Origin of the sequence: Rhodococcus spelaei (genome assembly GCF_006704125.1) — a bacterium.
In the GTDB taxonomy this organism is placed as follows: Bacteria; Actinomycetota; Actinomycetes; order Mycobacteriales; family Mycobacteriaceae; genus Rhodococcus_G; species Rhodococcus_G spelaei.
This window is the reverse complement of sequence record NZ_VIGH01000006.1, coordinates 101292-127405: the sequence shown is the minus strand read 5'-3', so window position 1 is coordinate 127405 and position 26114 is coordinate 101292. Positions and strand designations below refer to the sequence as shown.

Here is a 26114-nt window from a genome sequence, read left to right as displayed (position 1 = left end):
GGAGCCGATGCCTTCGATTGCGAATCGCCCGGCGTCAACGGCGGGCTTCGCAGGTTTCCTCAGGATCGTCGGCGCCCGCGGCCTGATTCGGCTGGAGGCCAGCCCTCCCCGACAGTGTGATCTGCGGGTTGGCGAGGCGTTTCGACCGCGAGGCGAAGGTCGGCCGTGCTGACACCACGCGCTGGACTTGTCGTCGCCGGCGCGGGGGCTCGTGGCTCCTACGAAGCGGGAGCCCTCGCAGACTTGTTGCCCCGCATGGTCGACGCCGGGTCGACACCTTCGATTCTGGTCGGGACCAGCGCCGGCGCGCTGAACGTCGTCACGCTCGCTGGACTGGCACACCTCGCCCCCGAGGAGGCCACCGCGCGACTGGTCGGCGGGTGGGCCACGGTGGGTTTGGCCGACGTCTTCGGGATCACCAGTGGAATCGAGACCGGACTACGCTACGTCGGTCAGCTCACCGGACTGCCGATCCGGTTGCCGAGTCTGCTCGACACCGAACGCCTCCGGTCGAGGCTGAGGCGCTGGCTCCCGATGGAGACGCTGCACGCGAACGTGGACAGCGGGCTGATCGAGGCGGTCGCGGTGGCGACCACCTCCGTTGCAACTGGCGGCACCGTCGTCTTCGTGGAGAAGAATCCCGCGCTGGCGCTGCCGCCGGACGATGTCGCGCGCAACATCACCTACGTGGAGACCCGTCTCGACGTCGAGCACGTGATGGCCTCCGCCGCGGTACCCATGCTGTTCCGGCCGGTGCGGGTGCACACGCCCCGGCGGTGGCGGGGTTGGTATGTCGACGGCGGCCTGCGGCTGAACACCCCCCTGACTCCGGCAATCGCCTTCGGCTGCGATCGCCTCGGCGTTGTCGCCACGCAACCGATGACCTCCGCCACCTCCCCACCACCGGTCGACCACCAGCCGACCGAAGGCGAACCGTCAGCCGACCGCGGCCAACCCGACGTCTACGCGGTGGCAGCCCTGTCACTGCGGGTGTTGCTGGCGGACCGCATGATCGAGGACCTCCACAGGCTCGCCGACCGGACCGGTCGTCCGGGGCCCCGCGTCGATGTCCTGTTCGCCGGCCCGCCGCCGGAACGGCGCGGCGACATCGCCGCGCTCGCGGACGAGGCATTCCGCACCCGGTACTCGGGGCTGGGCGCGAAACGCAATCCGTCACTGTGGGTGCTCGACCGGCTGATCGGTGGTGACCCCGACGACCACGGGAACCTGCTCAGCTACCTGTTCTTCGACCCGGCATTCACCGCGCCGGCCGCCGCGCTCGGACTCGAACACGCGCGGTCACGGCCCGGCTAGGGCCCGGCGAGGGTCGCCACCGGTCAGGCGACCAGCGTCCGCTCGTACTTACGCACCGCGAGCGGCACACAGACGGCGAGCAGCAAGACCACCCACACCAGGGTGTAGAGCACCGGATGCTGCAGCGGCCACACGTCGGCGACCGGCACCACCGGGCTGGTGTTCCCGAACAACTCGCGCGCGGCCTGCGTCACCGCCGAGACCGGATTCCACTCGGCGAGCGTGCGGAGGACGGTGGGAAAGTTGTCGCTCGGCACGAACGTGTTCGCGATGAAGGTGAGCGGAAAGATGACGATGAACGAGGCGTTGTTGACGACCTCGGGAGTCTTGACGGTCAACCCGACCACTGCCATCAGCCACGACATCGCGTAGGCGAACAGCAGCAGCAGCGCGTAGGCCGCGGCCGCCTCGAACACCGACGAGTGAATGCGCCAACCGACGATCAGCCCGGTCAGCGACATGATCACCACCGTCAGGACATTGGTTCCCACGTCGGCGGCGGTGCGGCCGACCACGACTGCCGACCGGGCCATCGGCAGTGACCGGAACCGATCCATCACGCCCTTCTGCAGGTCCTCGGCGAGGCTCGTTCCGGTGATGGTCGCCCCGAAGATCACCGTCTGGACGAAGATCCCGGCCATCAGGAACTCCTTGTAACTGACCCCGGGCACCGCGATGGCGCTGCCGAACACGTACGCGAAGAGCAGCACGAACATGATCGGCGAGAGTGTCGAGAACACCAGCAGGTCGGGCACCCGCTTGACCTTGATCAGGTTGCGTTTGGCGACGATCGCCGAGTCGTGCAGGATCCTCATGACCGGTCACCGTCCGCTTCGTCCACCAGATGTCCGGTGAGGCTGAGGAACACGTCGTCGAGGTTCGGCCGTCGCAACCCGACGTCGAGGACGCCGATGCCCGCCGACTTCAGCCGCGCCAGCGCCTCCACGAGGTCGTCGGCGCCGCCGTCCACCGGCATACTCACCCGGCGGACCTGCGTGTCCGTGCTCGGCGGTTCGCGCCCCAGCGGGGCCAGCAGCGCACTGGCGCGTTCGGCCTGCCCCATGTCCGCGAGCACGAACTCGAGGCGTTCCCCGCCGACCTGACTCTTGAGCTGATCGGGCGTGCCCTCGGCAATGACGAAACCCTTGTCCAGCACGATGATCGAGTCGGCGAGCCGGTCGGCCTCCTCGAGGTACTGCGTAGTCAGGAGGATGGTCGTGCCGTCGCGGACGAGGTCGGAGATGAAGTCCCACATCCCGATCCGGCTCCGCGGGTCCAGACCCGTCGTCGGCTCGTCCAGGAACAGCACCCGCGGCCGCCCGATGAGGCTGGCGCCGATGTCGAGTCGTCGGCGCATGCCGCCCGAGTACTGCCGGACGGTACGGTCGCGGGCGTCGAGCAGATCGAACCGGGCGAGTAGTTCGTCGGCGCGCCTGCGTGACTCGGCCTTGCCGACACCGAACAGCCGGCCCACCATCTCCAGGTTTTCGTACCCCGTCAGATACTCGTCGACCGCGGCGAACTGCCCGGTCAGGCCGATGGTGGCGCGCACCTCGTCAGCCCGGGTCACCACGTCGAGGCCGAAGACCGATGCCGTACCCGAGTCCGCCACGAGCAGCGTCGCCAGGATGCGGACCGCGGTCGTCTTGCCGGCGCCGTTCGGTCCGAGCACGCCCAGGACCGTCCCCTCGGGAACCGCGAAACTGGTTCCGCCCAGCGCGAGCGTCTTTCCGTAGTGCAGTACGAGGTCGTGGACCTCGACGGCTGCTGCCATGCAGTCTCCCTACCAGCAGTGCGGGCCCGGGAACCGGGCATGGTGCCTGATCAGGGCAGTGTCCGCAGGAAGTCGAACACCGCGGGCTGCGCGGCCGGATTCGCGTTCACGACCCCGGTGACCGCGCCGATGGTCGCGCCGATCGCCGCGCCGGGGATGCACCCGACGAACAGGAACAGCACGCAGCCGACGACGGCACCGATGCCGGCACCGATGTTCGCGTTGACCTGGCCTCCGTGGAGCCAGCCCCACTCGATCTGCGTGACCATGTTCTGGTACGCGGTCTGGCTGTAGACGGGGTGCACGCCGAGGACGGCGGGATCCGGCGCCTGCGGCGTCAGGGTCAGCGACCGCCCGTCGCCGCCGATCGCGGCGGAAATCGGCACGAGCGCTCCGTCGATGCCGTAGGCCAGCGGAATACGGTCGAGTTGAGCACCGGCGTTGTCGACGACGTCGACCGCGGTCCCCCCCGATGCGAGCTTGAAGGCGCCCGAATCGAGCACCGTTGCCACCGACCGACCTCCCGGCTGCACCGACGTCTGGTATCCCACCGTCGCATCACCTTGCGGCGGAGCCGAATTGGCATAGGAGGTACCGGCGCCGATCCCCATCGCCGCAACTACGGCCACGGACAACACCGCGGCCTTCTGAAGTTTCATCTTGGGGCTCCTCCGATAGCGGGAAGACGGCCCCGATCAGGTCGTAGACCGTCAGGAACATCCTCTAGAATAGAGTCCGGATGGTCTCGCGTCTGCCCCCATCCCCGAGGTATCGACGACCCCTGTCGCCGACACTGATTCGCGCTCGCTCCTCACCCGACACCACTGAATTCACCCGCCGCCACTGCATTTCGGTGAGCTCGACACACGCAGCGCCGCTCTGGTCGGACCGGCACTGAACCCCGAACCCGGTCCGCTCGTGTGTACCCGACAGAGGGATCCACCGATCGACGACGAGAGGGGTTCGGCGATGCCGGGTCTCGCACCGTTCTACAAGAGCGTCCAGGCGCACTACGACCTCTCGGACGACTACTTCCGACTGTTCCTCGATCCGAGCATGACCTACAGCTGCGCCTACTTCGAGCGCCCCGAGATGACCTTGGCACAGGCCCAGACCGCCAAGATCGACCTCGCCCTCGGAAAGTGCGACCTACGCCCCGGAATGACCCTGCTGGACGTGGGGTGCGGGTGGGGCGGGGCGATGGTCCGCGCGGTGGAGAAGTTCGACGTCGACGCGATCGGGCTCACCCTGAGCCGCAACCAGCGCGACTACGCCGAACGGGTGTGCGCGCAGGCGGCCGGGATCCGCAAGACCGAGGTCAGACTGCAGGGCTGGGAGCAGTTCGACGGCCGCGTCGATCGGATCGTCAGCATCGGCGCGTTCGAGCACTTCCGCCGCTACCGGTACGAAGAGTTCTTCCGCCGGTGCCACGAGATGCTCCCCGACGACGGCCGGATGCTGCTGCACACGATCATCGGCTACCAGCGCGGCACACTGGCGGAGCGGGGCATCGAGTTCACCCGCGAGCACCTGCGATTCGCGATCTTCATCCTTCGGGAGATCTTCCCCGGCGGCCAACTGCCCGAGCCGGACTGGGTCACCCGGCCCGCCCAGGCAGCCGGCTTCGAGGTCACCGCCGTGCAGTCGCTGCAGCCGCACTACGCCCGCACGCTGGACTGCTGGGCGGCGAACCTGGAGGCGCACCGTGACGAGGCAGTCCGGATCGCCGACCAGCAGACCTACGATAAGTACATGCGCTACCTGACCGGCTGCGCGGCGCAGTTCCGCAGCGGCCACCTCGACGTCATGCAGTTCACCCTGGCGAAGTGAACCAATGCTCAACAACCTCGGCTGGGATCACGTGCTGATCCTGGCCCTCGCCGCGCTGGTCATCTTCGGCCCCGAGCGACTGCCCGGCGCTGTCACCTCCTTCACGGGGCTTCTCCGGCGCGCCCGTCAGTTCGCGACGGACACCCAGGAACAGTTCAAGGACGGATTGGGACCCGAGCTGGAAGAACTTCGAAAGCCACTCGAAGATCTGCAGCGGCTGCGCCAGGGTCCACGGCAACTCATCACCGATCACCTGTTCGGCGGCGACGACTCGCTGTTCACCGGGCGCCCGCCCGTCCCGCGCGTAACGCCCGGGACCGCGCCGGTGTTCGGACCCGCGACGCCGCTCGCCGCCGGCGAACGTCCGACGTTCGACACCGAGGCGACCTAGGCCGGCGACGACCAGCCGCAGTTGCTCACCGGCCCGGAACATCGTCGCCGACTGACCTAGCGGAATATCTACCGGCACAACTTCACCCGGCTGCAGCGGGGCAGGTGGGAGCAGTCCGGGACGGGCTCGAACGAACCCCTGCGCCGTCAGGGCCGGTCCGGAGCGGGAGCATCGGGTGCGGACATCGTGGGTCCTCCGCTCTCATTCACGGACTGTCGAGTTCAGTTCACGACAAGACGAGGATAGATGCTCCCGTCAACACCTGAACGTGCCCGAGATCCTGCGTCACATCAAAGTTGTTGCCGCACAGCACCCGAACTGTCGGACGACATACCAGAACGCCGTGGAGACGGGCGCTTGATGTGGCGCCGCCGCGCCCTCGTCAGCTCAACCGCACACAAGGCCAGGGTCGCGACCTCGGCCACCACGCTGATCGCCACCTGCGGCGAGGGTTCCCAGCCACGCTCGGTGAACCCGAACAGACCCACCGAGCGCGACAAGGCCAACGCCGCCAGCGCCCCCGCCGACAGCAACGCTGCCACCGCGCGCAGCCACCACGGCCCACCGAGCAACACCAGCACAGCGACGGCGAACGACACGGCGGCCTGCAGCAGGAACGACGGCCCGATGACGTGGACGTACCGGTAGCCGTGGTTCAGGTACAGGTCGGCGTGGACGTAGCCGCCGACGGCGACGGCCCCGGCGAGCGAGACCCGGAGCCCCGTAGCCGCGGCGTTCATTTCAGAACCTGGTCGCGGATCGCCAGCATCTGGCTGCCCTCGACGTAGCCGACCTCGCGGATGCCGAGCGCGTCGTGCAGTCTGCCCGCGGGCAGGGTGACAGGCTTGGGGGCGGGCCCGTCGCCGGGGTGTGGCAGCGGGTACGCGGTGGTGGTGCCGCTGTGGAAGGTGATGTTGCCGTCGGTCTTCGTGAACAGTTGGTGCACGTGCCCGTTGAGGCAGGTGACCGATGCGAAGCGGCGCAGATAGCTCAGTGCGATCGTGGCGTCGTCGGTGCCCCACCCCCAGCTCGGATACATCGCGAAGAGCGGGATGTGGCTGAAGACCACGATCGGGGTGTCGTCGGCCAGCCCCGCGACGTCCTTGCGGACGAACTCGAGCTGGTCCTGACCCAGGTGACCGAGCAGCTTCAGGTTGAGCGTGTTGACCAGGCCGATGACGTGTACGCCCGCAATGTCGAAGCTGTACCACCCGTCCCCCCTGGTGCCTGCACCGAAGGCCGCCCGGTACTTCTGGCCGGCGTCGTCGATCGAGTCGTGTTCGCCGGGCACGACGAAAACGTGCGGGGTGCCGAGCCCGGTCATCATCTGTTTGACCTGGTCGAACTGGCCGGGGGTGGCCAGGTGCGTGAGGTCGCCGGTGTGGATGACGAAGTCGGGGGTGTAACCGAGCGCGTTGACCTGGCCGATCGCCTCGCCGAACGTGCCCACGACGTCGCCGTTCGCGGTTCCCTGGAAGCCGATGTGACTGTCGCTGATCTGGGCGAATCGCAGTGCCGGCCGCTGGGTCGCGGCGCCGGCGGGTGTTCCCGCGACATGCGACAGGACCTGGCCACCGACCACCGACAGCCCGACAGCCGCCCCGAACCACGCGCTGTGCCGCAGCAGTTGTCGCCTGGTCATCGCATGGGGGTCGCGCGGATCGGTGCGCTCCAGCGGCTCTTCGGCGGTCACGGCGTCACCACCACAGTCGCGTGCATGAACGGGTGCACCGAACAGATGTACGTGAATGTCCCCGGCGCGGTGAAGGTGTAACTGAACGTCGCGCCGGCATCCATGCCCGGCGAGTGGAACGATCCGCCGTCAGCGACCACGGTGTGCGGCTCCTGATCGTCGTTGGTCCAGGTGACGGTGGCGCCGACCGGAACCGTGATGCTCGCCGGATCGAAGGCGAAGTTCTCGATCTTCACAGCGGTCGACGCCACCGCCAGGGAGGCGGTCGGGTTCGCTTGTGCCACAGCCATTCCCGACATGCCGGACATAGGAGCAGCGGCCGAACCCTCGCCGACCATGCCCGGCGTCGGGCCGCCCGCCGAACCGAAGTCGACGGTCGGCGCCGCGCCCGGGGATCCCTGTCCGCCGCAGCCGGACACGAGGATCAGGCCGACCGCGGACAGCGCGGCGGCACCGACCCGCGCGGTGGGAGCTCGGCGGTGTCGCGTGGTGGAAGATGTCATGGGTGGTCGCCTCCTGGAGTGGGCATCCGCGTGGAGCGGATCTCTCACCAACAGATAGGGCGGCGGGTTACAACGACCGGCTTCCGGTCACGCAGGTTCGGACGGCACGTACACCTCGACGGTGCCGTCGTTGTCCCGAATCCGGATGTGCGGCAAGGGTCCGGGCGCCACCGGGAGCTGGTGGGTCAGCACCTCCCCCGTCACCGCGAATGCGGTGGCGTGACAGGGGCATCGCAGCCGGTCGGTCGGGCCGTCGAACCACAGGCGGCAGCCCTGGTGGGTGCAGATTCCCGACACCGCCTGCAGCTTCCCGTTCGTGCGGTGCACGAATCCGGTCACGGAGCCCAGCTCGAACGGGTACACCCCGCCCTCGGGCACATCCGCGCTCGACGCAACCGCTCGCCACTCCCCCGCCACCGGGACCAGCGTCTCCTCCGGGGGCGGAGCGGCGGGCGTACCCGACTCCCGGCCCGGCGCAATCGAGCGGTCGACGACGGCGCCGATCGCAGCCGCGGCGGCGGCAATCGAGACGCCCGCCATGACCTGGCGTCGGGTACCGGTCAGGAGGTGCGTAGGTTCGGGGGCCGGTTCCGGCCGCGCCATCTCGGCCGCAAGGCGCCGATGCAGGTCGGCGACGAACTCCTCGCCGGGTTCTCCGCTGCCGGGCCTCGAGGCCCGCAGTTCGATCGCCGCTCGGATCTCGGCGGCCTCGGCGTCGTCCGGACGGAACGGCTTCGGTCGCCTGCCGCGCAGCAGGTCCTCGACGAAACGGCGTACCTCTCGCCCACTCATCGACCGCCCTCCTCGCTCAATTGCGCCGCGAGTTTCAGGGCCCGGTGCTGGAGGACCTTCGCGTTCGTCACGGTCACCCCCAGTTCGGCCGCGGCCTCGCGCACCGACCGCGCATCGAGGAACCGTAGCTCCAGAATGCGCCGGTAGCGGTCGGGGAGCCTGTCGAGGACGGCGAGCGCATGCGCGGGCGCGTCGGACACCGGGACCTCGGCATCGTTCCGGTCGGCAATGTCGTCGTCGATCGTGGTGACCTGCCTGCCCGCGTAGTGACGCCAGTGCGCCGCCAGCACGGTCCGCGCGGTGGCCCGAAGGTAGGCCCGCACCTCGCCGATGCTGGCCGAGACCCGCAGCGGGCGCAGCGCCGCCACGAACACCTCCGCGGTCAGGTCCTCCGCGTCCGCGCGATTACCGACCTTGGCGAACATCAGCCGGTACAGCCAGGTGACATTGTCCTGGTAGATGGCATCCCAGTCGGCGTACACCTCACCCGAGACCACCCGGAGCCTCCGCTCGGCAGTGGGCCCGGTGACGGGCTCGGGTCGCGCCATCGGTCGCCTCCGCTCCGGCCCCTCGCCGCCGGACCACACCGGTCCGGCGGCGAGGGGTCGCACTCACATGGAGATAGGCGACGGGGTTACGCGTACCGCGCATCGTCTCAGTCTCGCACCGACGGGCGGCCCGCCGGCGCCGATCCGGCGGCCGCTACGCGGCGGGCACCTTGTCCAGGAATCCGAGCACGTGCACCAGGCGGCCGGTGCCGTCGCGCTCGACCACGTCGAACCCCTCGATCAGGTCCTCCGCGCCCGCCGGCCCCAACTGCCAGCCGAAGCGGGCCTGGTCGTGATGCCCGTCGACCGGGCCGAGCAGACGGAAACGCATCCCGGCGAACTGCTGCTGGACCGCGCCGATGGTGGCGTCGATCTCGGCGGGACCCGCTGCGGCGGCCATCGGGTCCACGTAGCGACCGTTCGGCGCCCACAGTGCCTCGACCGCGGCCCGCCGCTTGTCCGCGTCGGTCTCGTTCCAGACGGAGATGTACTGGGCCGCAAGGTTGTCGAACTCGCTCATCATTGTCTCCTTCTCGTTCCGCGGCCCGGGCGGCCGTGTCGGACGAGACAACTCTGCGACGGCGAACTCTCCGCGTCGATTACCCCGGAGGTAATAGGCGCGCTTCCACGTTCCCAATGCCAGGGGTGCGGGCGCCGCCGCTTCTCTCGTGCGCCCCTTCGCGATCGATGTCGACAAGGAACGTGCGGCGGCGAGTCCGCTGGGCGGACCGAGGCCTTGTCGATGCCCGGCGTGCAGGCGTCAGATCGAGGGGACAGTCGGCGAGAACTCGGGGTGTCGCCGACTGTCACACATCACGCCGCGCGATGAACGTAGTAGGACTGGCCCGGTCGCATGCCGGCATCCGAGAGATGCAGGACTGCTCCGAGTACCGCTATCGAGTCCTCACGGCTCGGAACGCGCAGCGCTCCACGCCGATTGCCGGGCTCGATCGTCAGGAGAGTGCCTCGATGTTCACCTCAACGGGTCGGCCCACCGGCCACCACTGCACCACACGACGTTCGGCCGGTCAGCGCAGACAGTCGGCCCGGTCGCTCTGCCGGACCTTCCTCGTTGTCGGCGCCGTCGCCGCGACCGGTGTGCTGTTCGCGGCCACCGCCACGGCAGCGGTGCCGACGACAACCACGGTGGTGGTCTCCGCTGGCGGATCGGTCGGCATGTACGGCACCGGCTGCCCCGTCACTCTCACCACCCACACCACCGACTCGGGAGGAATTCCCGTGCCCAGCGGGACGGTCGCCTTCTACGACAACACTGCACCCATCGGCACCGCAGGGGTCGACAGCACCGGCGTTGCCAACCAGACCTGGACCCCGACGACCACCGGCAACCACCAGATCATCGCCCACTACTTCCCGAACGGCAGCTACCTGGGATCGTTCGGTGTACCCGTCACGGTCAAGGTGACCACCGGCGTCAGCCTGGGTGTGATCTGCTTCGTCACACCTTTCTGACCAACGGAGTGACGCCCGCACACGTGGGTCGCCCTCTCCTCGGCCTGCACCGACGGCTCGAACTCACAGGAGGAACCCAGCTCTGACCGAGGTTGGATGGAAGGCCGAGCCCGACGAGCACGACTACCCCGCCGCGGCGGACTACCTTGCGTTGCTCGCACCGCCCGAACAGGTCACGAGCATCGTCGCGGCGCTGGAAGCGGTGCCGATCGCGCACAAGAAGGCCAAGGACCTCCTGCGCGCATCCCGGCTGGAACTGCTGCCCCCCGACAACCCGCACGTGAAGTCCGACCTCACGAAGATCGGGAAGGGCAAACCGCTCTCCCAGATTCTGGTCGTTCAGGGCGACCTGTCGACCGGGGTGCCGTTGCAGATCGCCGACGGCTACCACCGCGAGTGCGCGAGCTATCACACCGACGAAAACACAGACATCCCAGTCAAGATCGCACCCTCGACCCGCTGACGCACTCCCTGGATTCGCCGTGCGCTGTCGATGCCGCAGTCCGCGAGGACATTCGGACCGCGCCAACCCTCGCATTCCGCACCCGGGAAGTGCAGACTGGTTGGTATGGGAACAGCGGATAGCGCTGCTGCTTCCCCCGCGCGAGACGGTCGGGGCGTCCTCGACGGCGCCTTCACCGTCCTCGAAGCCCTCGCCCAAACCGAAGAAGGGCTCGGCCTGACCGCCCTGGCCCGCCAGACCGGGCTGGCCAAAACAACCGCCCACCGGCTCGCCGAACAACTCGTCGCCACAGGCGCGGCCCAACGCCTCGACCACCGCTATTTCGTTGGACCTCTGATCGGCCGGCTCGGCCGCTGCTGGCAGCCCGACCCCCGACTGCGGCGGGCCTCCTACCAGCCGGTGCGCACACTGGCGACGCTCACCCACGCAGCGGCATCGATGTACGTCCTGCACGACGGCCGGGCGCGACTGGTCATAGCCGCGGTACCCCGCGGCGAATCCTGGGTGCCATCAGGAGACACGAACGCCGAATCCACCCCGTTCACCGCCGTCGGACGGGCACTGCTCGCCACCCAGCACAACAGGCCGAGTCCCGATTGCCCCACCGCACAAGACTGGCGGCGAATGCGAGCGTGCGTCGACGATCTGTGCGGCGTAGTCACCGACAATCACGAAGCGGCGCACGGAATCTGCTGTGTCGCGGCGCCCGTGTGGTTACCCGACGGGCGGTGCGCGGCCGCGGTCGCCGCACTGGTACTCGGCCCCAAAGTGCCGCCCGGTCTCAACGACCTGGTCACCTGCGCCGCCCGGCAGATCGGCCACAACCTGCAGTGACCACCCGGTCCATTAGACGGACCGGCGGCTTGCCGGGACGGACCTTCGGGGCGCGCAATGAAGGTGTTGCAGGCCGACGGCCCAGCAACCACCGCAGGCACTAAACGTCGCATCAACAGACCGTGGAGAGCTGTCATGGCGGACACAGACCCCGAACGCTCACCACCCGGCGGCGGCGAGCACCCGACCATAGCCGCCGACAGGACGCCGCCGCAGCTGAGGGTCACCGGGCACGGCTTCCTGCCCCGACACGGCGTCACCATCCGGGTCCTCGACCCGGAGGACACGACCAGCTACTTCCAGTACGTCGCAGACGGCGACGGCGACCTCGACGCGCGGCTGCCGACCACACTGCCGCACGGCACGCTGCAGATCTCCGCCACCGACGACCGCCCCGACCCCACCGACGACACCGGGCGGCTGTGGACCAACACCGACACCCTTACCTGGTGACCCGGCCAGCGGCGGCAAATCCGCGTCGGCGACCACACGCATCGAAGGGAAGAGGTCACGATGACCACCGGACTCGGCGCCATCGACCACATCGTGGTGCTGATGCTGGAAAACCGTTCGTTCGACCACATGCTCGGCTACCTCTACCACGACACCGGCAACGTCTCCCCCCACGGAGACCCCTACGAAGGACTGACCGGAACCGAAACCTGCGCCGGCGTCGATGGTACGGCGGTACCGGTGTTTCCGATCACGGCGTCCACGCCGAATGCGTACTTCATGCCGGGCGCCGACCCGGGCGAGGGATTCGTCGCGACCAACCAACAACTCTTCGCGACCACCTCTCCCCCGCCGGGGGCGACCCCGTCCATGCAGGGCTTCGTCACCGACTACGCCCAGGCCGTCGCCGCGAACGCGGCCAAGCACTGGTACGTGGTGCCCGGAACCACCCCGGACATGATCATGGGGTGTCACACCCCGCAGACGCTGCCGGTACTCAGCGCGCTGGCCCGCGGCTATGCGGTGTGCGACCGGTGGTTCGGATCCGCCCCCACCGAGACGATGCCGAACCGGGCCTTCGCATGCGCGGCCACCAGCCAGGGACACCTCGACGACGTCACCAAATCGTTCACCGTCCCCAGCATCTTCGGGCTCCTGGGCCAACACACCCTCTCGTGGAAGATATACGGGTACAACCGAAAACCCCTGACCCGCCTGAACTTCCCCGACACGGCCGCCGCGACCGCGGGCAACATCGGGCTGTTCACCGACTTCCAACACGACGCCGCCGCCGGCAGCCTGCCGGCGTTCGCGTTCCTCGAACCCAGCTGGAACTCGACCGGCAACAGCCAACACCCCAACTACAACGTCGCGCTCGGCGAACAGCTGATCCTCGACACCTACCGCGCCGTCTTCGCCGGACCCGGATGGCCGCAGACGCTGCTGATCGTCACCTACGACGAGCACGGCGGCTGCTACGACCACGTCCCCCCACCCGGTGGGGCGACACCACCGGACGACAGCGTCGGCGAGTACGGATTCGACTTCACCCGCTTCGGCCCCCGCGTTCCCACCGTGCTCGCCAGCCCACTCATCAAGCCCGGCACCGTCTTCCGCCTGCCCGACACCGCCACACCGTTCGATCACACCAGCATCCTGGCCACCGTCGAGCACCGCTGGTCGCTGCCGGCGCTGACCCGACGCGACGCCGCCGCTGCCGACGTCGGCGCCGCACTGAACCTGGATGCCGCCCGCACCGACGACCCTCTGGCCGGGGTGACCGCACCCGAGGCTCCGGCCACCCCCGCCGCGTTGGCTGCCCAGCCGGCGCACCTGGATCAGGTGCGCGAGGAGCTCGAGGCCCGGAGCACGTTGAGATGACCACAGCCACAATGCGCTCCGCTAGACGGACCGCACTCCCTTTGTTACTCGCTCGAATTCTGCGCTGCAGTCGATGCACTCCGGTGACCTTGCCCCGTGGAACGCGCGGAGCCGTCCAATGTCAATGCGAGTACCGGGCAATGTACTTACCATCGGATAAGTACCTGGGCACGGCGAGGGATTGTCGCTGACGGAGGTGTGTATGACCATCTGGCCCGAAATGGAGTTCTGCCGATCGTTCGACTGCCTACACGATTCGACTCGACGGCCCCAGTCACCGCCCTCTCCAAGACCGCCCGGGTCGCCGATGTCCGGCTCGCAATCACTTGGCAAATGAACGTCGTCCAGGTCGCGCCCATCGCTGGCCCATCGCGGCACCAACTGTCTGTCGTCGACGGTTTCGAATTGCGGCGCGGTGGGCTGGAGGTACCCGTCGCCCACAGCGCACAGCGACTACTGGCCTTCCTCGCTTTGCAGGCCCGCCCGGTGCTGCGCTCCTACGTCAGCGGCTCACTGTGGCCGGACAGCGACATAGCCCATGCCAACGCGAGTCTTCGCTCGGCGCTGTGGCGGCTCCCAACACTGCTGCAGTCACCCGTCGTGTCCGCGACCGCAACCCATCTCGCGCTGTCCCCATCGGTGGAGGTCGACGTCCAACAGGTCATCGGATGGGCTAAGACCCTGCTCAAAGACACTGGGGACGACACCTCGAGTTGGACATTCCAAGAGATCGACCGGCTCGGCGGCGAACTGTTGCCGGATTGGTACGACGACTGGGTCACCTTGGAACGTGAGCGGTTTCGCCAACTTCGCCTTCACGCTCTCGAAGCACTCAGCGACAGACTCACCGCCGCCGAGCGCTATGGCGAGGCACTGCACGCAGCGCTCAGCGCCGTCGCGATCGAACCGCTGCGCGAAAGCGCGCACTGCCGGGTAATCGCCGTCCACCTGCGCGAGGGCAACCGAACCGACGCCCTCGACCACTACCGCAGCTACGAGCGGCTGCTGGCAACGGAGCTGTCACTGACACCTTCGGCGACGATGAGGTCATTGATCGCGTCTTGCTTTGAGTAAGGGATAGACGGCGATCCAGCGGTTCCGAGTGATCGCAACTGTCAATGGTGACGCGGTCGTGACGGGCAGGTGATGGCTCCGGGGGCATCATTGGCGCAAGTAGCTTCGGGAAACGAAGATTTCGGGAAATGGGAGTACTTGATGACCACAACCGCCGTGGTCGGCACATCTCCAATCGCCTTCACCAGGAACTCGGACGGTGGGCAGATGATAGTGCCCTTGTCCGCGCTGCAATTCGACGGCTCGACGTACATAGTGAACCAGGCGTGGTCGACTGTATTCACTGATCCCCAGGATCAAACAACATTGGTCGAAGTGGCCAAGGCCCGCGCCGCGGCAGGCGAACTGACCTCGGCGCCGCCGACCAGTTCATCCGGTGCGGGTTCCGCAACACAATCGGGCGGAGTCCCGGGGACCAACCCCACCACCGCCGCCGGTGCACCGGCTACCGGCGGGGCCGGAGGAGGCCAGTAAACCGTGAAGGGGACCGACTCCTGTCCTGGATTGACGGACGCCACAGATCGGGGTCACCGGTTCATCCAAACCCCCGAATTCGGTGTGGCTGTGTGCGGGTCTCTGCGTCAATGCCGGGACGCCGCAGCCGACTCGGTCAGGAGCCTGCGGCCCGGTAGTTCGATGTGGTGGACATGTCAGCATCGCAGCCATTCATGCTGGCCGGCGGAACGACTCCTACGGGCCAGCCACCGGTCACGGTCGACGGCGGCGCGCCGGATGCCACGCATGGTGAAGGTCTGGACGGCGGGAACGCCAACGCAGGTGACTAACCGCGTCAAGGCGATAGCGCCACGCAACGCCGCTCCCAGATGCAGCGTGATTCTTGTGCAGGTCGGCGGAGCGGATGGCGCTGGCAGCTGCCGTCCGGCCCTACAGAAGACCTACGAACCGATGTGAAGAGGGAAGTCGCATGCCTGTCACCCCGACCTATCCCGGGATCTACATTGAGGAGATCCTCAGCAACGCCCATACCATCACGGCCGCACCCACTTCGGTGACGGTGTTCGTGGGCTATACGCACCCGTTTAAGACCAAGCACTACGGCGAAGCGATCGAGATCTTCTCCTTCTCGGACTATGAACGCGAATTCGGAGGCCTGTTCAGCGTCGACTGGCTCGCCGACGACGTGGGGAGGGCCGTCTACCAGTTCTTCCTTAACGGCGGCGCGGACGCCTACATCATCGCCATCCTGCCCCAATTTCACGATCTCGGCGGTGCACCGAGCCAACCGATCCCACAACCAATCCTGACCGGGTCGGCCACGGGCGGGATCGAGTTCGTCGGCCGTGAGCCGGCCGACAACTACCACTCGCTTACCGTGTCGTTCACGAATGTGAGGAAGTCACCCAACGGTGTGGCGAATGCCCTGGCGGACATCACGGTTGCCTACGGAACCCAGACCGAGACTTTCCGGGGCGTGAGCCTCGACTCGACGGACAAGGCGAACTTTGTGGAGGTGCGGATCGGCACACCGACCATTCCGGTGTCGTCGCTCGTCACCGTCGCGCCGCCATCTGGTGGCACCTACCCGTCCGCTTGGCCAGGTGCGCTTGCACCGACACCATTGAACCCGGGTCTGCCTACAAACCCGTACACGACGTACCTGCCCGGTGACTTCACGGCGGCCTTCGATCAGGACAAGGCGCTCGACAAGATCTCGGTCTTCAATCTGTTGCTGACGCCCGGCATCTGGGATCCCCCGGTGGTCGCCGAGGCATTGGCCTTCTGCGAACGCAAGCGGGCGTTCATGGTGCTCGATCCACCAGCCGACGCGGTCGCCGACCCGACCGGGACCCCGCTACCGATGATCGGCGACATCATGTCCGACAAGGCATCCCCCCGGATGATCCACAAGAGTGAAAACGGTGCGCTGTACTTCCCATATCTGAAGTCCCCGGATCCCTACACCGGCGGCCCGCTGTCGCTGCCGCCGTCCGGATTCGTCGCCGGCGTCATTGCCCGCGAAGACACAAACAGAGGTGTGTGGAAGGCTCCAGCCGGCTACGAGGCGCTGGTCTCCAACACCACCGGGGTGGTAGCGGGCGGGCGGATGACCGATCCCCGACAGGGCACGCTCAATCCCCTCGGCGTCAACTGCCTGCGGGATTTCCCGGGCATCGGAACCGTCGTGTTCGGCGCGCGGACGCTCGTCGCGGCGAACCCGTCGTTCCAGCAGTACCGGTACGTGCCGATCCGGCGGATGGCGCTATTTCTCGAACAGTCCCTGCTTGCGAGCCTGGGTTGGGTGATCTTCGAACCCAACGACGTCCCGCTGTGGGTGTCGATCAAGACGACGATCGACAGCTTCATGCTCGGGCTGTTCAACCAGGGCGCCTTCCAGGGCACCACTCCCAGCCAGGCATTCCAGGTCAAATGCGACTCCACGACCACCACGCCCGACGACCAGGCCAACGGGATCGTGAACATCGTCGTCGCGTTCGCCCCGCTCAAACCCGCCGAGTTCGTGATCATCAAGATCGCGCAACTCGCCGGCCAGAGCCAGAGCTAAGGAGCGCCGCACAGATGTCCAAACAATTCCCGGTCAACGTCGGCCGATTCAACCCGTACAACGCCTACCGATTCCTCGTCTACTTCGGACATGACATAACACCTGTTGCTGGGGTCAGCAAGGTCAGCGCGTTGAAGCGATCGGCCGATGTCGTCGAGTACAAGGAAGGCGGAAACGCCCTCATCCGCAAGGGGATCGGTAGGCACAAATATGAGCCGATCACTATCGAACGCGGCATCACCTGTGATCCCGACTTCGAACAATGGGCAAACGCAGCGCAGGTGCTCGACAAGGGCGCGGCCAGCTCGTCGCTGGCGAACCTACGCAAGGAGATCCGGATCGAGCTGCTCAGTGAGCAGGGTCAGCCGGTGCATCGTTACCTGGTGCACCGCTGCTGGGTTTCCGAATACCAGTCACTACCGGACCTGGACGCGGGCGCGAACGCGATCGCGATCGAGCACATCAAGATCGAGCACGAGGGCTACGAGCACGATCTGTCGTTGACCGAGCCCAAGGAGTTCTGAGCGAAATGATCCGGCTGCCGATCAGTGGTCTGCTCGCCCGCTGGCGGCCCGCCACCGGATACGACGATCTGACCCTGATCGAATGTCCGCCGGGTCTCGAGGGCGCCGTCCGGTACGTCGCACGCTGCGTCACGGGCGCTGACAACCGGGCGTTGGATGCGCCCACCTTGGCGATCGGTGACCTGGACTGGCTGATCATGGCCCGCCGCCGGGATGTACTGGGGGATGGGATGATTGACGAGGGATCGTGTCCGCACTGCCGAGCGCGGGTCGACGTCCGGTTCAGTCTGGCCGCCTTCGCCGAGTACCACCGACCGCGACGGGCCCGGTCGGCGACCCCGACCGGCGAGCGGGGCTGGTGGAGGCTCTCTTCTGCCGAGATCACCTTCCGGGCGCCCACGGTCGCGGACGTTCTGACGGCGGTCGGTGAACCGGACGCGAAAGCCGCTCTGCTGCAACGGTGTGTTCGCGGCGAACTGGACCCGGCTAGCCGTCGGTCGGTGGAGAGAGCCATGGCCCGTGTGGCGCCGACGCTTCGCGCTGATGTGGCGGGCAGCTGTCCCGACTGTGGTGCAGCCGTCACCCTGGATGTGGATGTGCGGGAGGTGTGTCTGTCCGAGTTGCGATTCGACGCCGATTCGGTGCTCGACGAAGTTCATCTGCTTGCCTCGACCTACCACTGGTCGCACCGGACGATCCTGGGCCTACCCAGTGTGCGTCGGGGGGCGTATGCCGACCTGATCAGCGGCCGGAGCCCCGTCCCGCGGGGCCTGAATCTGAGTGAGGTGAACGTTGGCTAGCAGGCGTCCCCGCGGCTCGGGCTACCTGGATCGACTGCTCGAGCAGAACAATCCTGGCCAGACTCGGTCGCTGCGAGCCCCTCGCCGTATCGCGTGGGGCCCCGACACGGCACCCACGGACGCGTCAACCCCGCCGGCCACCGACAACCACCAGCCTGTCATTCGCTCACGACACGCTCATGGACCCGCCGGGCAAGACACCGATCTCGAACCGCGCCCCAAGGTACCCGCAATCGAGCCGTGGCCACCTCCTCGGTCACCGAGCGCGGCCTTCCCGCAACAGACGCGATCGATGTCCCGACCAGGAGCGGCCCCCCACCCAAACCGCAAGGACGACCGCGGGGTCGACCCCGATCATCTCGCGCCGGATGCAGCGGTACCGACACCGGGGCGAGGCCACCGCACAGGTCGGACGCAACCCGGGGCACCCGCCGACGTTCCCTCAGGCCCGCCTTCGGAACCGCACACCGCCGCCCTTCCCAGCCGGTCCGCCCAGCCCCCCGACCCGTCGGAGTGGTCGGGCCGTCCCGTCGCCACCACGCCCGCGTTCACCCATTTGCGGGCGCGCTCTATGCCATTCGACGAACCGGCACCGCCACCAACCCAGCCGCCCGCGGTGCCCGCTGACGCGCCGGACCCGGCGCCCCGGCGGCGCCTCACCGTCGCCGCACCACCCCCGGCGGCGGGTGCCGCCACCGCTGACCGACGTGCGAGCAGCCCCGGGGACACGCCGACAGTGCACATCGGCACCGTCGAGGTGCGGCTCAACCCTCCACCACCGCCCTCGGCGCCTGCGTCGCAGCCCGCGGTGATCACCCCCACCACGCAGACGGTCACCCGACTGAGCCGGCTGACGGGTCCCTTCGGCCTGGGACAGGGGTGAGAACATGCAGGATCTGTCTCTCGTGACCGACACGCTGATCACGATCCTCACCACCGCGGTCAACAGCAGTCCGCTCTGGGGAGGGCAGGCGCCGCCCTTCAGCATCGTGGTGTCCGGCCAGCATCCGGAACAGCCCGCCACCTCCGGTGATTGCGACCTGAACCTGTATCTGTTCCACGTCAGCATCGACAAGTTCCTGGCCAATGCGTTTTGGACGCAACAGGGACAATCGGGCGGGCCGAAGGGCCTCCAGCCAGTGGCGTTCGAGCCGCTGTGCCTGGACCTGTGGTATTTGCTGTCGGCTCAGTCCAGCGTCAGCTACGCGCATGAGCAGCAGGTGCTCGGCGTCGCGATGCAGGCGTTCCACGAGCACGGCACGATCACGCTCGACACGCCGACACCGCCGTCGCCGCCTGCCCCGCCGCCGGGATCGGTCACCCCGAGCGAGGCGTCGTTGGTGCTGGAGGCCCCGACGTTCGACGAGCTCAGCCGCCTGTGGCAGGCATTGGGGGTGCCGCTGCGCACCACCGCCCAGTACCGCGTCAGCGTCGTATTCATCACCCCGGAGGATCTGCCTGCCCCGCAGCCGCCGGTGCTCTCGATGACCCTGTTCGCCGCACCGACAGCGGTGGAGGGGCCGCTCCCACGACTGTTCGGCACGATCCGGAGAGTGTCCTATGTGGTGCCTGCGGCGCCGGGTCAACCGCTGACGCGGGAGTTCGATCAGGCCCCGGCCGCAACAGCACCAGCACCGACTGGCGTTGCGGGACAAGAGTTCTGGCTCAGGGGCGAGGGCCTGACAGACACCGATCGGGTCCTGCTCGTCGCGTTTGGCCCCGGCGGCGTGGAGACGACCACCGACATCACCGACACCTGGAAGGTGCCGTTGGTTCCGCCATACCCGAGCCCACCCTCCGACGGGGTGCCGTTCCTGCTCCGGCCGCCCGATGCCCCCGGCGCGTGCCCGCCGCCCGGCCGATACGAGCTCAGGATCCTCCGCCCGACCGTTTCCGGCGGGGTGCCGGTGGACATCGCGGCGTGGGTCGATCCGAGCGGCGGACCGCTAGTCACCGCGGGCCCCCACGCGATCACGGTCGCCAATGTTCCGGACACCGGCGCCGAACTGCGACTGGGCACGGTGCCACTCGAACGCATCGCGTCCGGATCGACGCCGGCGGCCGGGCAGTGGCAGCGCACCGGGACCACCCTCACCTTCGCCGCCCCAACCGATTTGGCGGCCGGCCGGTATCCGGTCCGCTTGCGGGCCGGCGACATCGAGTCGGACCCCGCATTGTGGGTGGAGTTGCCGTGACCGCCGCACCGAAGTGGTTGGACGCCGTCCGCGAGGTGGCCCGCGCCCGGGTCGACCAGACCCGGGCCCCCTGGATGCGACGGGGCCGGGCGAACACCGTCCACGACTCGATCGACGACATCCTCGAGCCCACCCCCGCGGACTCCGATGAGGTGAACGCCGCGGTCGATCGCGTGGCCAACACGGTGTCGGCGTCCTCACGTTGGCAACGACTCGTCGAGATCTGCGAGCTGCCTCGGCGGGACATCCAGTGGATGGCATTGCTGACGGCCTGCGAGGTCGATCCCCGGATGACCCGGGTGCTCGCCTATCTCGACGATGCCAGCATGCCGGTGGAGCCGAGCCCCGCCGCGGCGGCGCAGTTCTGGGGATGGCCCCCCGGCGACCAACCAGGACCCGCCTCCGGGGTGTACCGGTGGCGGCTGGCCACCGCACTCGACCCCGACCCGTGGCGCAGCAGCACCGCCTGGGCGGTAGATGCGGACGTGGCGGCCTACCTGTGCGCCAGAGACGACTGGGCCGGCTATCGCCCCGGCTTACGGCAACCGGACCCGAACAGCGGAGAGTGTCTCTACCCGAACCTGCTCGACGAGATGGCCGCCGCCGTGTCCCCGATCCTCGACCGCGGGACCGCAGCCTGCGAGGTCGAACTGGTCGGCGAACCCGGCAGCGGACGGCGCACCCTGCTCACCCAGCTGACCCGCGCGATCGGCCTGACCCCCCTCGTCGTGCCCGCCGACCTCGGCGTGCGGGCGCTGCGCACGGCCCGCCTGCGCGGCGACGTGCCGGTATGGGTGGTCGATAGCCCGGACACGCCGGTCGTCCCGGATACCCGCCCGGGCGCACTCTCCGCGGTGGCGCGAGAGGCGCCCTCCGGCGCGACACCGGATGGGGTCGTGCGGCTGTCCTGGCGGGTGCCGAGGTTGGATCGCGCCGCCCGTGACCGACTGTGGTCGACGTGCACCGCGCATACACCGCCTCCCGCCGCCCTCGAGGACTGGGACCTGTCGCCGGCCGACGTTGCGCTGGCCGCGGCGGCGACGCCGGCCGGCCCGCACGTGGCCGCCTCGGTGATCCGTCGGCGGCGGCGCGCGGTGTCACTGACCACGATGACGCCGCTCGAATGTCCCTACGACTGGTCCGATCTGATCGTCGCCGACCAGATCGACGCCGCGCTGCACGCGTTGGACAACCAGGTCCGGCTGACCCGTGAGGTGCTCGACGACTGGGAGTTTCGACGCCTGTGCCCCACCACCAGCGGGGTCACCGCCCTGTTCGGCGGGCCCAGCGGAACCGGGAAGACCATGGCCGCGCAGGTGCTCGCCGCGTCGCTGGACCTCGACCTTTACCGCGTCGACCTCGCCGAGGTGGTCAACAAGTACGTCGGCGAGACCGAAAAACGCCTGGCCCAGCTGTTCGACGAGTGCGAGCGAACCAACGTGATGGTGCTCTTCGACGAGGCGGACGCACTCTTCGGCCAACGCACCCGGGTCCGGGACGCGCACGACCGATTCGCGAACATCGAGATCGACTATCTGCTGCAGCGGATGGACACCTTCCGCGGCATCGCGATTCTGGCGACCAACCGCAAGGGCGACCTCGATCCCGCCTTCCTACGACGAATCCAGGTGATCGTCGACTTCGTCCCACCCGCCGAACCCCAACGCCGACGGCTGTGGGAACTGGCGCTACCGTCGCACACCTCGGCCGGGGCGCCGCTCACACGGCAAGTGGACCACCAATGGTTGGCCCGCGAACTCGAACTGACCGGCGCCCAGATCAAATCCATCGCCCTCGCCGCCGCATTCGCTGCGCGCCAGCGCGGCGAGCTGATCGATGCCGCACTGCTCCTCGAGGCGACCCGCCGCGAACTCGCCAAACACGGCGAAATCCTGCGCGTGACGGATCCGACTCCGGCAGGGTTGCCATGACCGCCGCGGCCACCAGCCTGCGCATCGACCGGCTCACCCTGCACGCCGGACAGCTCGGCGAATCCGACGCCCGCCGGCTCGCCGCCCTGGTCTCCCGAGGCTTGGCGTCGTTGCCGGTAACCGGTCATGTCGACCACGTCGAAGCCACCGTGGAAACCGGTGAGAGACAACCGATCGACGAACTCGCCGCGGCCGTGGCGATCGCGATCGAGGCCGCGATCCTCGATGCGGGGGTGCGCTGATGCCCTCCTATCTGCGCGGTGCGCTCGTCGAGCTCATCCCCACCGGACTGATCCCGATCCCGAATGTGATCGTCTTCCAGTACAACCCCGAGACGATGACACACACCTGGACACAGCCCGAACCGGCGCCCCCCGGCGACAACGCGCGGAAGCCAAACCCGCTTGCCGTGCAGGGAAATCCGGGTGAATCGTTCAGCTTCACCCTCTTCCTCGACGCCAACGACGCCATCGCCGACGGCACCGCCGCCGCGCCCCTTGCACAGAAAAGCGGCGTCTACAGCAGGCTCGCCGCGCTCGAGATGCTGTTGTTCCCGGCCAGCGCGACCACCGACAGCCTGCTCGGGACGGTCACCGCCAGCGTCAGCGTCTCGGCCGGCGGAGCAGCCGGCGGCATCCGGGCCGCCGGCGGGATCGGGGGCACCACCAAACGAACCGTCCCCGCGAGCGTGATCAACACCGTTCTGTTCGTCTGGGGCCCCGGACGGATCGTCCCGGTCCGGGTCACCGCGCTCACCGTCACCGAGCGCCTCTACGACGGCACCCTCAACCCGATCGCCGCCGAGGCGCAGATCACCTTGCGGGTCCTCACCCTGGACGAACTCATCGCCGACCAGGACGCGCTCGCCGGTGTCGCCCGGGTCGCCTACACCTACACCCAGGACCTGCGCGAGGCGCTGGCCGTCGCCAACCTCGTCAATGCCGCCGACTCAGTCGTCGGCATGCTGCCGATCTGAAACGAGGTTTGTCGCCATGTTCTTCACAGGCAGCCGCTATCTCACCGCTGGCACCTACCAGGTGACCCGAGCCGACGGCACGGTGGTCACCGTCACCGCGATCCCGGCGCCCACGATCTGCGCCGTCCGCGGCTGGCACCGCCGGGCCACGGACAGGCTCGACCTGATCGCCTACAAGTACCTACAGGACGCCACCGCCTCGTGGGCGCTGTGCGACGCGAACAACGCCCTCGTCCCCGACGCGCTGGCGGCCCGTGAGCTCATCGGCATCCCGGAACCGGGAAGGTGACATGTCCACCTATCAGGTCCTCTTCGACGACACCCCGGCCGACGACACGTTCTACGACGTGCTCGACACGCTCGAGGTCGAGGAGAACGCCGACCTGCCCGACGCGCTCAGCCTGCTGCTGCCGGTATCGGCCGCAGGCAACGACCTGACCTGGGTCGGCGACGACCGGATCGGCCCCTACGCCAACATCGCTGTCGTCGCCACGCCCGACGGCGCCGGCTCCCCGCAATGCATCTTCGACGGCTACGTGCTCTCCCACAAGATCCACCTGCCGGCCGGGTCCGCCGCCGCCACCGTGCAGGTGTGGGGTCAGGACGCGACGGTTCTGATGGGGCTGGAGGAAAAGACCAAGGAATGGTCCGGGATGTCCGACGGCGCGGTCGCCAACGCGATCTTCTCCGGGTACGGCGCGACACCCGACGCCACCAACACCGACAACGACACGCCCGCGCACACCGAGGACGGACACACCCTGATGCAACGCGGATCGGACATCGACTTTCTGCGCCAACTGGCCCGCCGCACGGGCCGCTGGTGCCGGATGATGTGCGCCGACAAGCCCGGCCAGCGCACCGGCTACTTCGCCACACCCACCCTCACCGGTGACCCGGTCGTCACACTCGATCTCAACGACCCGGCCACACGCAGCGTCCCATCGCTGGACTTCACCTGGGATGTCGCCCGCCCCACAACCGTCCAGGCCCGCCAGGCCAGCCTCACCGACCCGGACCCAGGCGGGATGTCCGCCGACACCACCGACAGCGGCCTGCCCCCACTCGACGCCCGGGGGCTCACCGACTTCGCAGGACGCGAGCGCCGCGTGATCCTCACCGCGACCGCGGACACGGCCGAGCTACCCGGCCGCGCCCGAGCCCTGCTCCGCGAGGCCGACTGGTTCGCCCGGTGCGAGGGAACCGCCGACCTGGCCGTTCTCAAATCGGTCCTCAGGGTCGGCTCGGTGGTCGCCGTCGAGGGCGTCGGAAAGCTACTGTCCGGCCCCTATCTGGTGTGGAGCGTGCGACACACCATCACCACCCGCAGCCACCAGATGGCATTCACCCTAGTCCGCAACAGCGTCGGCCCCGCGGGCGCCGGGCCGGTCGGTCTCCCCGGGGGGGCGCCGTGACCGACGACCGACTCCTGCTCGACTTGGCCGACCGCGTCCACAACCGCTTCTACGGCAAATACCGCGGCACCGTCACCGACGTCGACGCCAGCACCCTGAGGATCAGGGCGACCGTGCCGGCCGTGCTCGGCGCGACACCGACCGGCTGGTGCCTGCCCTGCGTGCCGTACGCCGGACCGGGCGCCGGGGTCTTCTTCATCCCGGACGCGGGCGCGGCCGTGTGGATCGAGTTCGAGGGCGGCGACGTGTCGTATCCGATCTGGACCGGATGCTTCTGGCGGGCCGGGGAACTCCCCGACGACGCCGCGCCGACCACCCGCGGCCTGGTCACCTCGGCCGGACACAAACTGCTCTTCGACGACGACGCGCAGTCAGTCACACTCACCGACGCCAACAACGGTGCGGTGACCCTGGACTCGAGCGGGGTGAGCGCCGCCCGCGGCGGGCAGCAGGTGGTCGTCAGCGACAGCTCGGTCAGCGTCAACGACGGCGCGATGGAGGTCACGTGATGGGCGACTTCCTCACCACGGCCTCGACCCTGACCTGTCCGCACGGCGGCACCGTCGCGGCGATCCCCTCCGCCGCAAACCTGACCGCCGGCGGCGATCCGATCGTCCTCGCCACCGATACCTTCACGATCGCCGCCTGCCCGTTCATCCTCGTGGTGCCGCACCCGTGCGTCCTGGTGCAGTGGATCGTCCCGGCCGCCCGGTGCACAGGCACCAGCGCGCCGATGCTCACCACCGACAGCGTCGGGCTGTGCGTCGCCGCCGACGGCGCCGTCCAGGGCCCGGTCCTCATCCAGGTCACCCAAACCAGCGCCGGGGGACTGTGATGATCCGCCACGACTACGCGTTCCCGCTGCGAATCGACGCCGGTTCGAGCCAGGTCGCCCGCGCCTCCTACCCCGACCACGTCGACCAACTGCTGCGCCAACTCCTGCTGACCAGCCCCGGCGAACGGGTCTGCCAACCCGAATTCGGGTGTGGGCTGCGCAGACTCGTGTTCGCCGGCCAATCCGACGCCCTGGTCGCCACCGTGCGGATCCAGGTGCAGCAGGCCATCAACCGCTGGCTCTCCGATCAGGTCAAGCTCGACAACGTCGACGTGCTCGCCGGCGCCGCCGCCCCGGCCAGCGGACTCGACGAGGGGTCGCTGCTGATCACCGTGTCGTACACGCTCGTCGACACGCTCACCCCAACCGAACTCCAGGTGAAGGTGATCTGA

Annotated in this window: 32 protein-coding genes and 1 pseudogene; 23 read left to right on the top strand and 10 right to left on the bottom strand. The window is 68.3% G+C overall.

Annotated elements, in window-relative coordinates; translation table 11 throughout:
- Window positions 1-165: 165 nt before the first annotated feature.
- Window positions 166-1314 carry a patatin-like phospholipase family protein gene (locus tag FK531_RS14450; protein WP_354003513.1) on the top strand — a complete coding sequence of 383 codons (1149 nt, stop codon included), beginning with the start codon at window positions 166-168 and terminating at the stop codon, window positions 1312-1314.
- Between the two features lie 23 nt (window positions 1315-1337).
- On the opposite strand, the gene FK531_RS14445 is transcribed toward FK531_RS14450, so the two are convergent.
- From FK531_RS14445 to FK531_RS14435, 3 genes are read right to left on the bottom strand one after another with little or no spacing between them, the layout of a single operon-like run.
- Window positions 1338-2129, bottom strand: coding sequence for an ABC transporter permease (locus FK531_RS14445; protein WP_142100478.1), 792 nt, complete (start codon window positions 2127-2129; stop codon window positions 1338-1340).
- A complete protein-coding gene (locus tag FK531_RS14440; protein ID WP_142100477.1) occupies window positions 2126-3088 on the bottom strand; it encodes an ATP-binding cassette domain-containing protein in 963 nt (320 codons plus the stop codon). Before FK531_RS14440 ends, FK531_RS14445 begins: the two co-directional genes overlap by 4 nt.
- Before the next feature lie 50 nt (window positions 3089-3138).
- Window positions 3139-3747, bottom strand: a complete 609-nt coding sequence (locus FK531_RS14435; protein WP_246098158.1) for a DUF8020 domain-containing protein — start codon at window positions 3745-3747, stop codon at window positions 3139-3141.
- A 310-nt stretch (window positions 3748-4057) separates the two neighbouring features.
- On the opposite strand from FK531_RS14435, the gene FK531_RS14430 reads away from it, so the two are divergent.
- Window positions 4058-4918: a cyclopropane mycolic acid synthase family methyltransferase gene (locus FK531_RS14430; RefSeq protein ID WP_142100475.1), complete on the top strand. Its 861-nt coding sequence runs from the start codon at window positions 4058-4060 to the stop codon at window positions 4916-4918.
- 4 nt (window positions 4919-4922) lie between these two features.
- Window positions 4923-5309: a twin-arginine translocase TatA/TatE family subunit gene (locus tag FK531_RS14425; RefSeq protein ID WP_142100473.1), complete on the top strand. Its 387-nt coding sequence runs from the start codon at window positions 4923-4925 to the stop codon at window positions 5307-5309.
- Here FK531_RS14425 and FK531_RS14420 read toward each other — a convergent pair.
- From FK531_RS14420 to FK531_RS14390, 7 genes and pseudogenes are all read right to left on the bottom strand, one after another.
- Window positions 5310-5440: pseudogene (locus FK531_RS14420) on the bottom strand (CocE/NonD family hydrolase C-terminal non-catalytic domain-containing protein); the annotation flags it as partial.
- Window positions 5441-5599: 159 nt separating this feature from the next.
- Window positions 5600-6049: a hypothetical protein gene (locus tag FK531_RS22405; RefSeq protein ID WP_181762962.1), complete on the bottom strand. Its 450-nt coding sequence runs from the start codon at window positions 6047-6049 to the stop codon at window positions 5600-5602.
- Window positions 6046-6951: a metallophosphoesterase family protein gene (locus FK531_RS14410; protein ID WP_142100815.1), complete on the bottom strand. Its 906-nt coding sequence runs from the start codon at window positions 6949-6951 to the stop codon at window positions 6046-6048. Before FK531_RS14410 ends, FK531_RS22405 begins: the two co-directional genes overlap by 4 nt.
- A 47-nt stretch (window positions 6952-6998) precedes the next feature.
- Complete coding sequence (locus tag FK531_RS14405; RefSeq protein ID WP_142100469.1) at window positions 6999-7505, bottom strand: cupredoxin domain-containing protein; 507 nt, start codon at window positions 7503-7505, stop codon at window positions 6999-7001.
- Between the two features lie 87 nt (window positions 7506-7592).
- A complete protein-coding gene (locus FK531_RS14400) occupies window positions 7593-8297 on the bottom strand; it encodes a Rieske (2Fe-2S) protein (protein ID WP_142100468.1) in 705 nt (234 codons plus the stop codon).
- On the bottom strand, window positions 8294-8845 hold the full coding sequence (locus FK531_RS14395; RefSeq protein ID WP_142100466.1) for an RNA polymerase sigma factor: 552 nt from the start codon (window positions 8843-8845) through the stop codon (window positions 8294-8296). Before FK531_RS14395 ends, FK531_RS14400 begins: the two co-directional genes overlap by 4 nt.
- A 154-nt stretch (window positions 8846-8999) precedes the next feature.
- A complete protein-coding gene (locus FK531_RS14390; protein ID WP_142100464.1) occupies window positions 9000-9365 on the bottom strand; it encodes a nuclear transport factor 2 family protein in 366 nt (121 codons plus the stop codon).
- A 305-nt stretch (window positions 9366-9670) separates the two neighbouring features.
- Here FK531_RS14390 and FK531_RS14385 point away from each other — a divergent pair, with 305 nt between their 5' ends.
- The 20 genes from FK531_RS14385 to FK531_RS14290 all read left to right on the top strand — a co-directional run bounded on the left by FK531_RS14385 (window position 9671) and on the right by FK531_RS14290 (window position 26114).
- On the top strand, window positions 9671-10318 hold the full coding sequence (locus tag FK531_RS14385; RefSeq protein ID WP_181762961.1) for an Ig-like domain-containing protein: 648 nt from the start codon (window positions 9671-9673) through the stop codon (window positions 10316-10318).
- 82 nt (window positions 10319-10400) lie between these two features.
- On the top strand, window positions 10401-10781 hold the full coding sequence (locus tag FK531_RS14380) for a hypothetical protein (protein WP_142100461.1): 381 nt from the start codon (window positions 10401-10403) through the stop codon (window positions 10779-10781).
- 105 nt (window positions 10782-10886) lie between these two features.
- Window positions 10887-11615 carry a helix-turn-helix domain-containing protein gene (locus FK531_RS14375; RefSeq protein WP_181762960.1) on the top strand — a complete coding sequence of 243 codons (729 nt, stop codon included), beginning with the start codon at window positions 10887-10889 and terminating at the stop codon, window positions 11613-11615.
- Window positions 11616-11750: 135 nt separating this feature from the next.
- Window positions 11751-12068 carry a hypothetical protein gene (locus FK531_RS14370; RefSeq protein ID WP_142100457.1) on the top strand — a complete coding sequence of 106 codons (318 nt, stop codon included), beginning with the start codon at window positions 11751-11753 and terminating at the stop codon, window positions 12066-12068.
- A gap of 60 nt (window positions 12069-12128) precedes the next feature.
- Window positions 12129-13448: an alkaline phosphatase family protein gene (locus tag FK531_RS14365; protein WP_142100456.1), complete on the top strand. Its 1320-nt coding sequence runs from the start codon at window positions 12129-12131 to the stop codon at window positions 13446-13448.
- Between the two features lie 333 nt (window positions 13449-13781).
- Window positions 13782-14522, top strand: coding sequence for an AfsR/SARP family transcriptional regulator (locus FK531_RS14360; protein ID WP_142100454.1), 741 nt, complete (start codon window positions 13782-13784; stop codon window positions 14520-14522).
- A 141-nt stretch (window positions 14523-14663) separates the two neighbouring features.
- Entirely contained in the window at window positions 14664-14996 is a 333-nt protein-coding gene (locus FK531_RS14355) for a hypothetical protein (protein ID WP_142100452.1), read from the top strand.
- A 451-nt stretch (window positions 14997-15447) separates the two neighbouring features.
- Window positions 15448-17046, top strand: coding sequence for a phage tail sheath family protein (locus tag FK531_RS14350; RefSeq protein WP_181762959.1), 1599 nt, complete (start codon window positions 15448-15450; stop codon window positions 17044-17046).
- Between the two features lie 14 nt (window positions 17047-17060).
- Window positions 17061-17570, top strand: a complete 510-nt coding sequence (locus FK531_RS14345; RefSeq protein ID WP_142100448.1) for a phage tail protein — start codon at window positions 17061-17063, stop codon at window positions 17568-17570.
- A 5-nt stretch (window positions 17571-17575) separates the two neighbouring features.
- A complete protein-coding gene (locus tag FK531_RS14340; protein WP_142100446.1) occupies window positions 17576-18370 on the top strand; it encodes a hypothetical protein in 795 nt (264 codons plus the stop codon).
- Between the two features lie 571 nt (window positions 18371-18941).
- Window positions 18942-19253, top strand: a complete 312-nt coding sequence (locus FK531_RS14335) for a hypothetical protein (RefSeq protein ID WP_142100444.1) — start codon at window positions 18942-18944, stop codon at window positions 19251-19253.
- Window positions 19254-19257: 4 nt separating this feature from the next.
- Entirely contained in the window at window positions 19258-20565 is a 1308-nt protein-coding gene (locus tag FK531_RS14330) for a Pvc16 family protein (RefSeq protein ID WP_142100442.1), read from the top strand.
- Window positions 20562-22496, top strand: coding sequence for an ATP-binding protein (locus tag FK531_RS14325; RefSeq protein WP_142100440.1), 1935 nt, complete (start codon window positions 20562-20564; stop codon window positions 22494-22496). The genes FK531_RS14330 and FK531_RS14325 overlap by 4 nt, the downstream gene beginning before the upstream one ends.
- Entirely contained in the window at window positions 22493-22738 is a 246-nt protein-coding gene (locus tag FK531_RS14320) for a hypothetical protein (RefSeq protein ID WP_142100438.1), read from the top strand. Before FK531_RS14325 ends, FK531_RS14320 begins: the two co-directional genes overlap by 4 nt.
- Window positions 22738-23472, top strand: coding sequence for a hypothetical protein (locus tag FK531_RS14315; RefSeq protein WP_142100437.1), 735 nt, complete (start codon window positions 22738-22740; stop codon window positions 23470-23472). The genes FK531_RS14320 and FK531_RS14315 overlap by 1 nt, the downstream gene beginning before the upstream one ends.
- Before the next feature lie 16 nt (window positions 23473-23488).
- Window positions 23489-23761, top strand: coding sequence for a hypothetical protein (locus FK531_RS14310; RefSeq protein WP_142100435.1), 273 nt, complete (start codon window positions 23489-23491; stop codon window positions 23759-23761).
- A 1-nt stretch (window position 23762) separates the two neighbouring features.
- Complete coding sequence (locus FK531_RS14305; protein WP_142100433.1) at window positions 23763-24887, top strand: phage late control D family protein; 1125 nt, start codon at window positions 23763-23765, stop codon at window positions 24885-24887.
- Entirely contained in the window at window positions 24884-25396 is a 513-nt protein-coding gene (locus FK531_RS14300) for a phage baseplate assembly protein V (RefSeq protein ID WP_142100431.1), read from the top strand. The genes FK531_RS14305 and FK531_RS14300 overlap by 4 nt, the downstream gene beginning before the upstream one ends.
- Window positions 25396-25722 (top strand): hypothetical protein, encoded by a 327-nt coding sequence (locus FK531_RS14295; RefSeq protein ID WP_142100429.1) that lies wholly within the window; start codon window positions 25396-25398, stop codon window positions 25720-25722. The genes FK531_RS14300 and FK531_RS14295 overlap by 1 nt, the downstream gene beginning before the upstream one ends.
- Complete coding sequence (locus tag FK531_RS14290; RefSeq protein WP_142100428.1) at window positions 25722-26114, top strand: GPW/gp25 family protein; 393 nt, start codon at window positions 25722-25724, stop codon at window positions 26112-26114. Before FK531_RS14295 ends, FK531_RS14290 begins: the two co-directional genes overlap by 1 nt.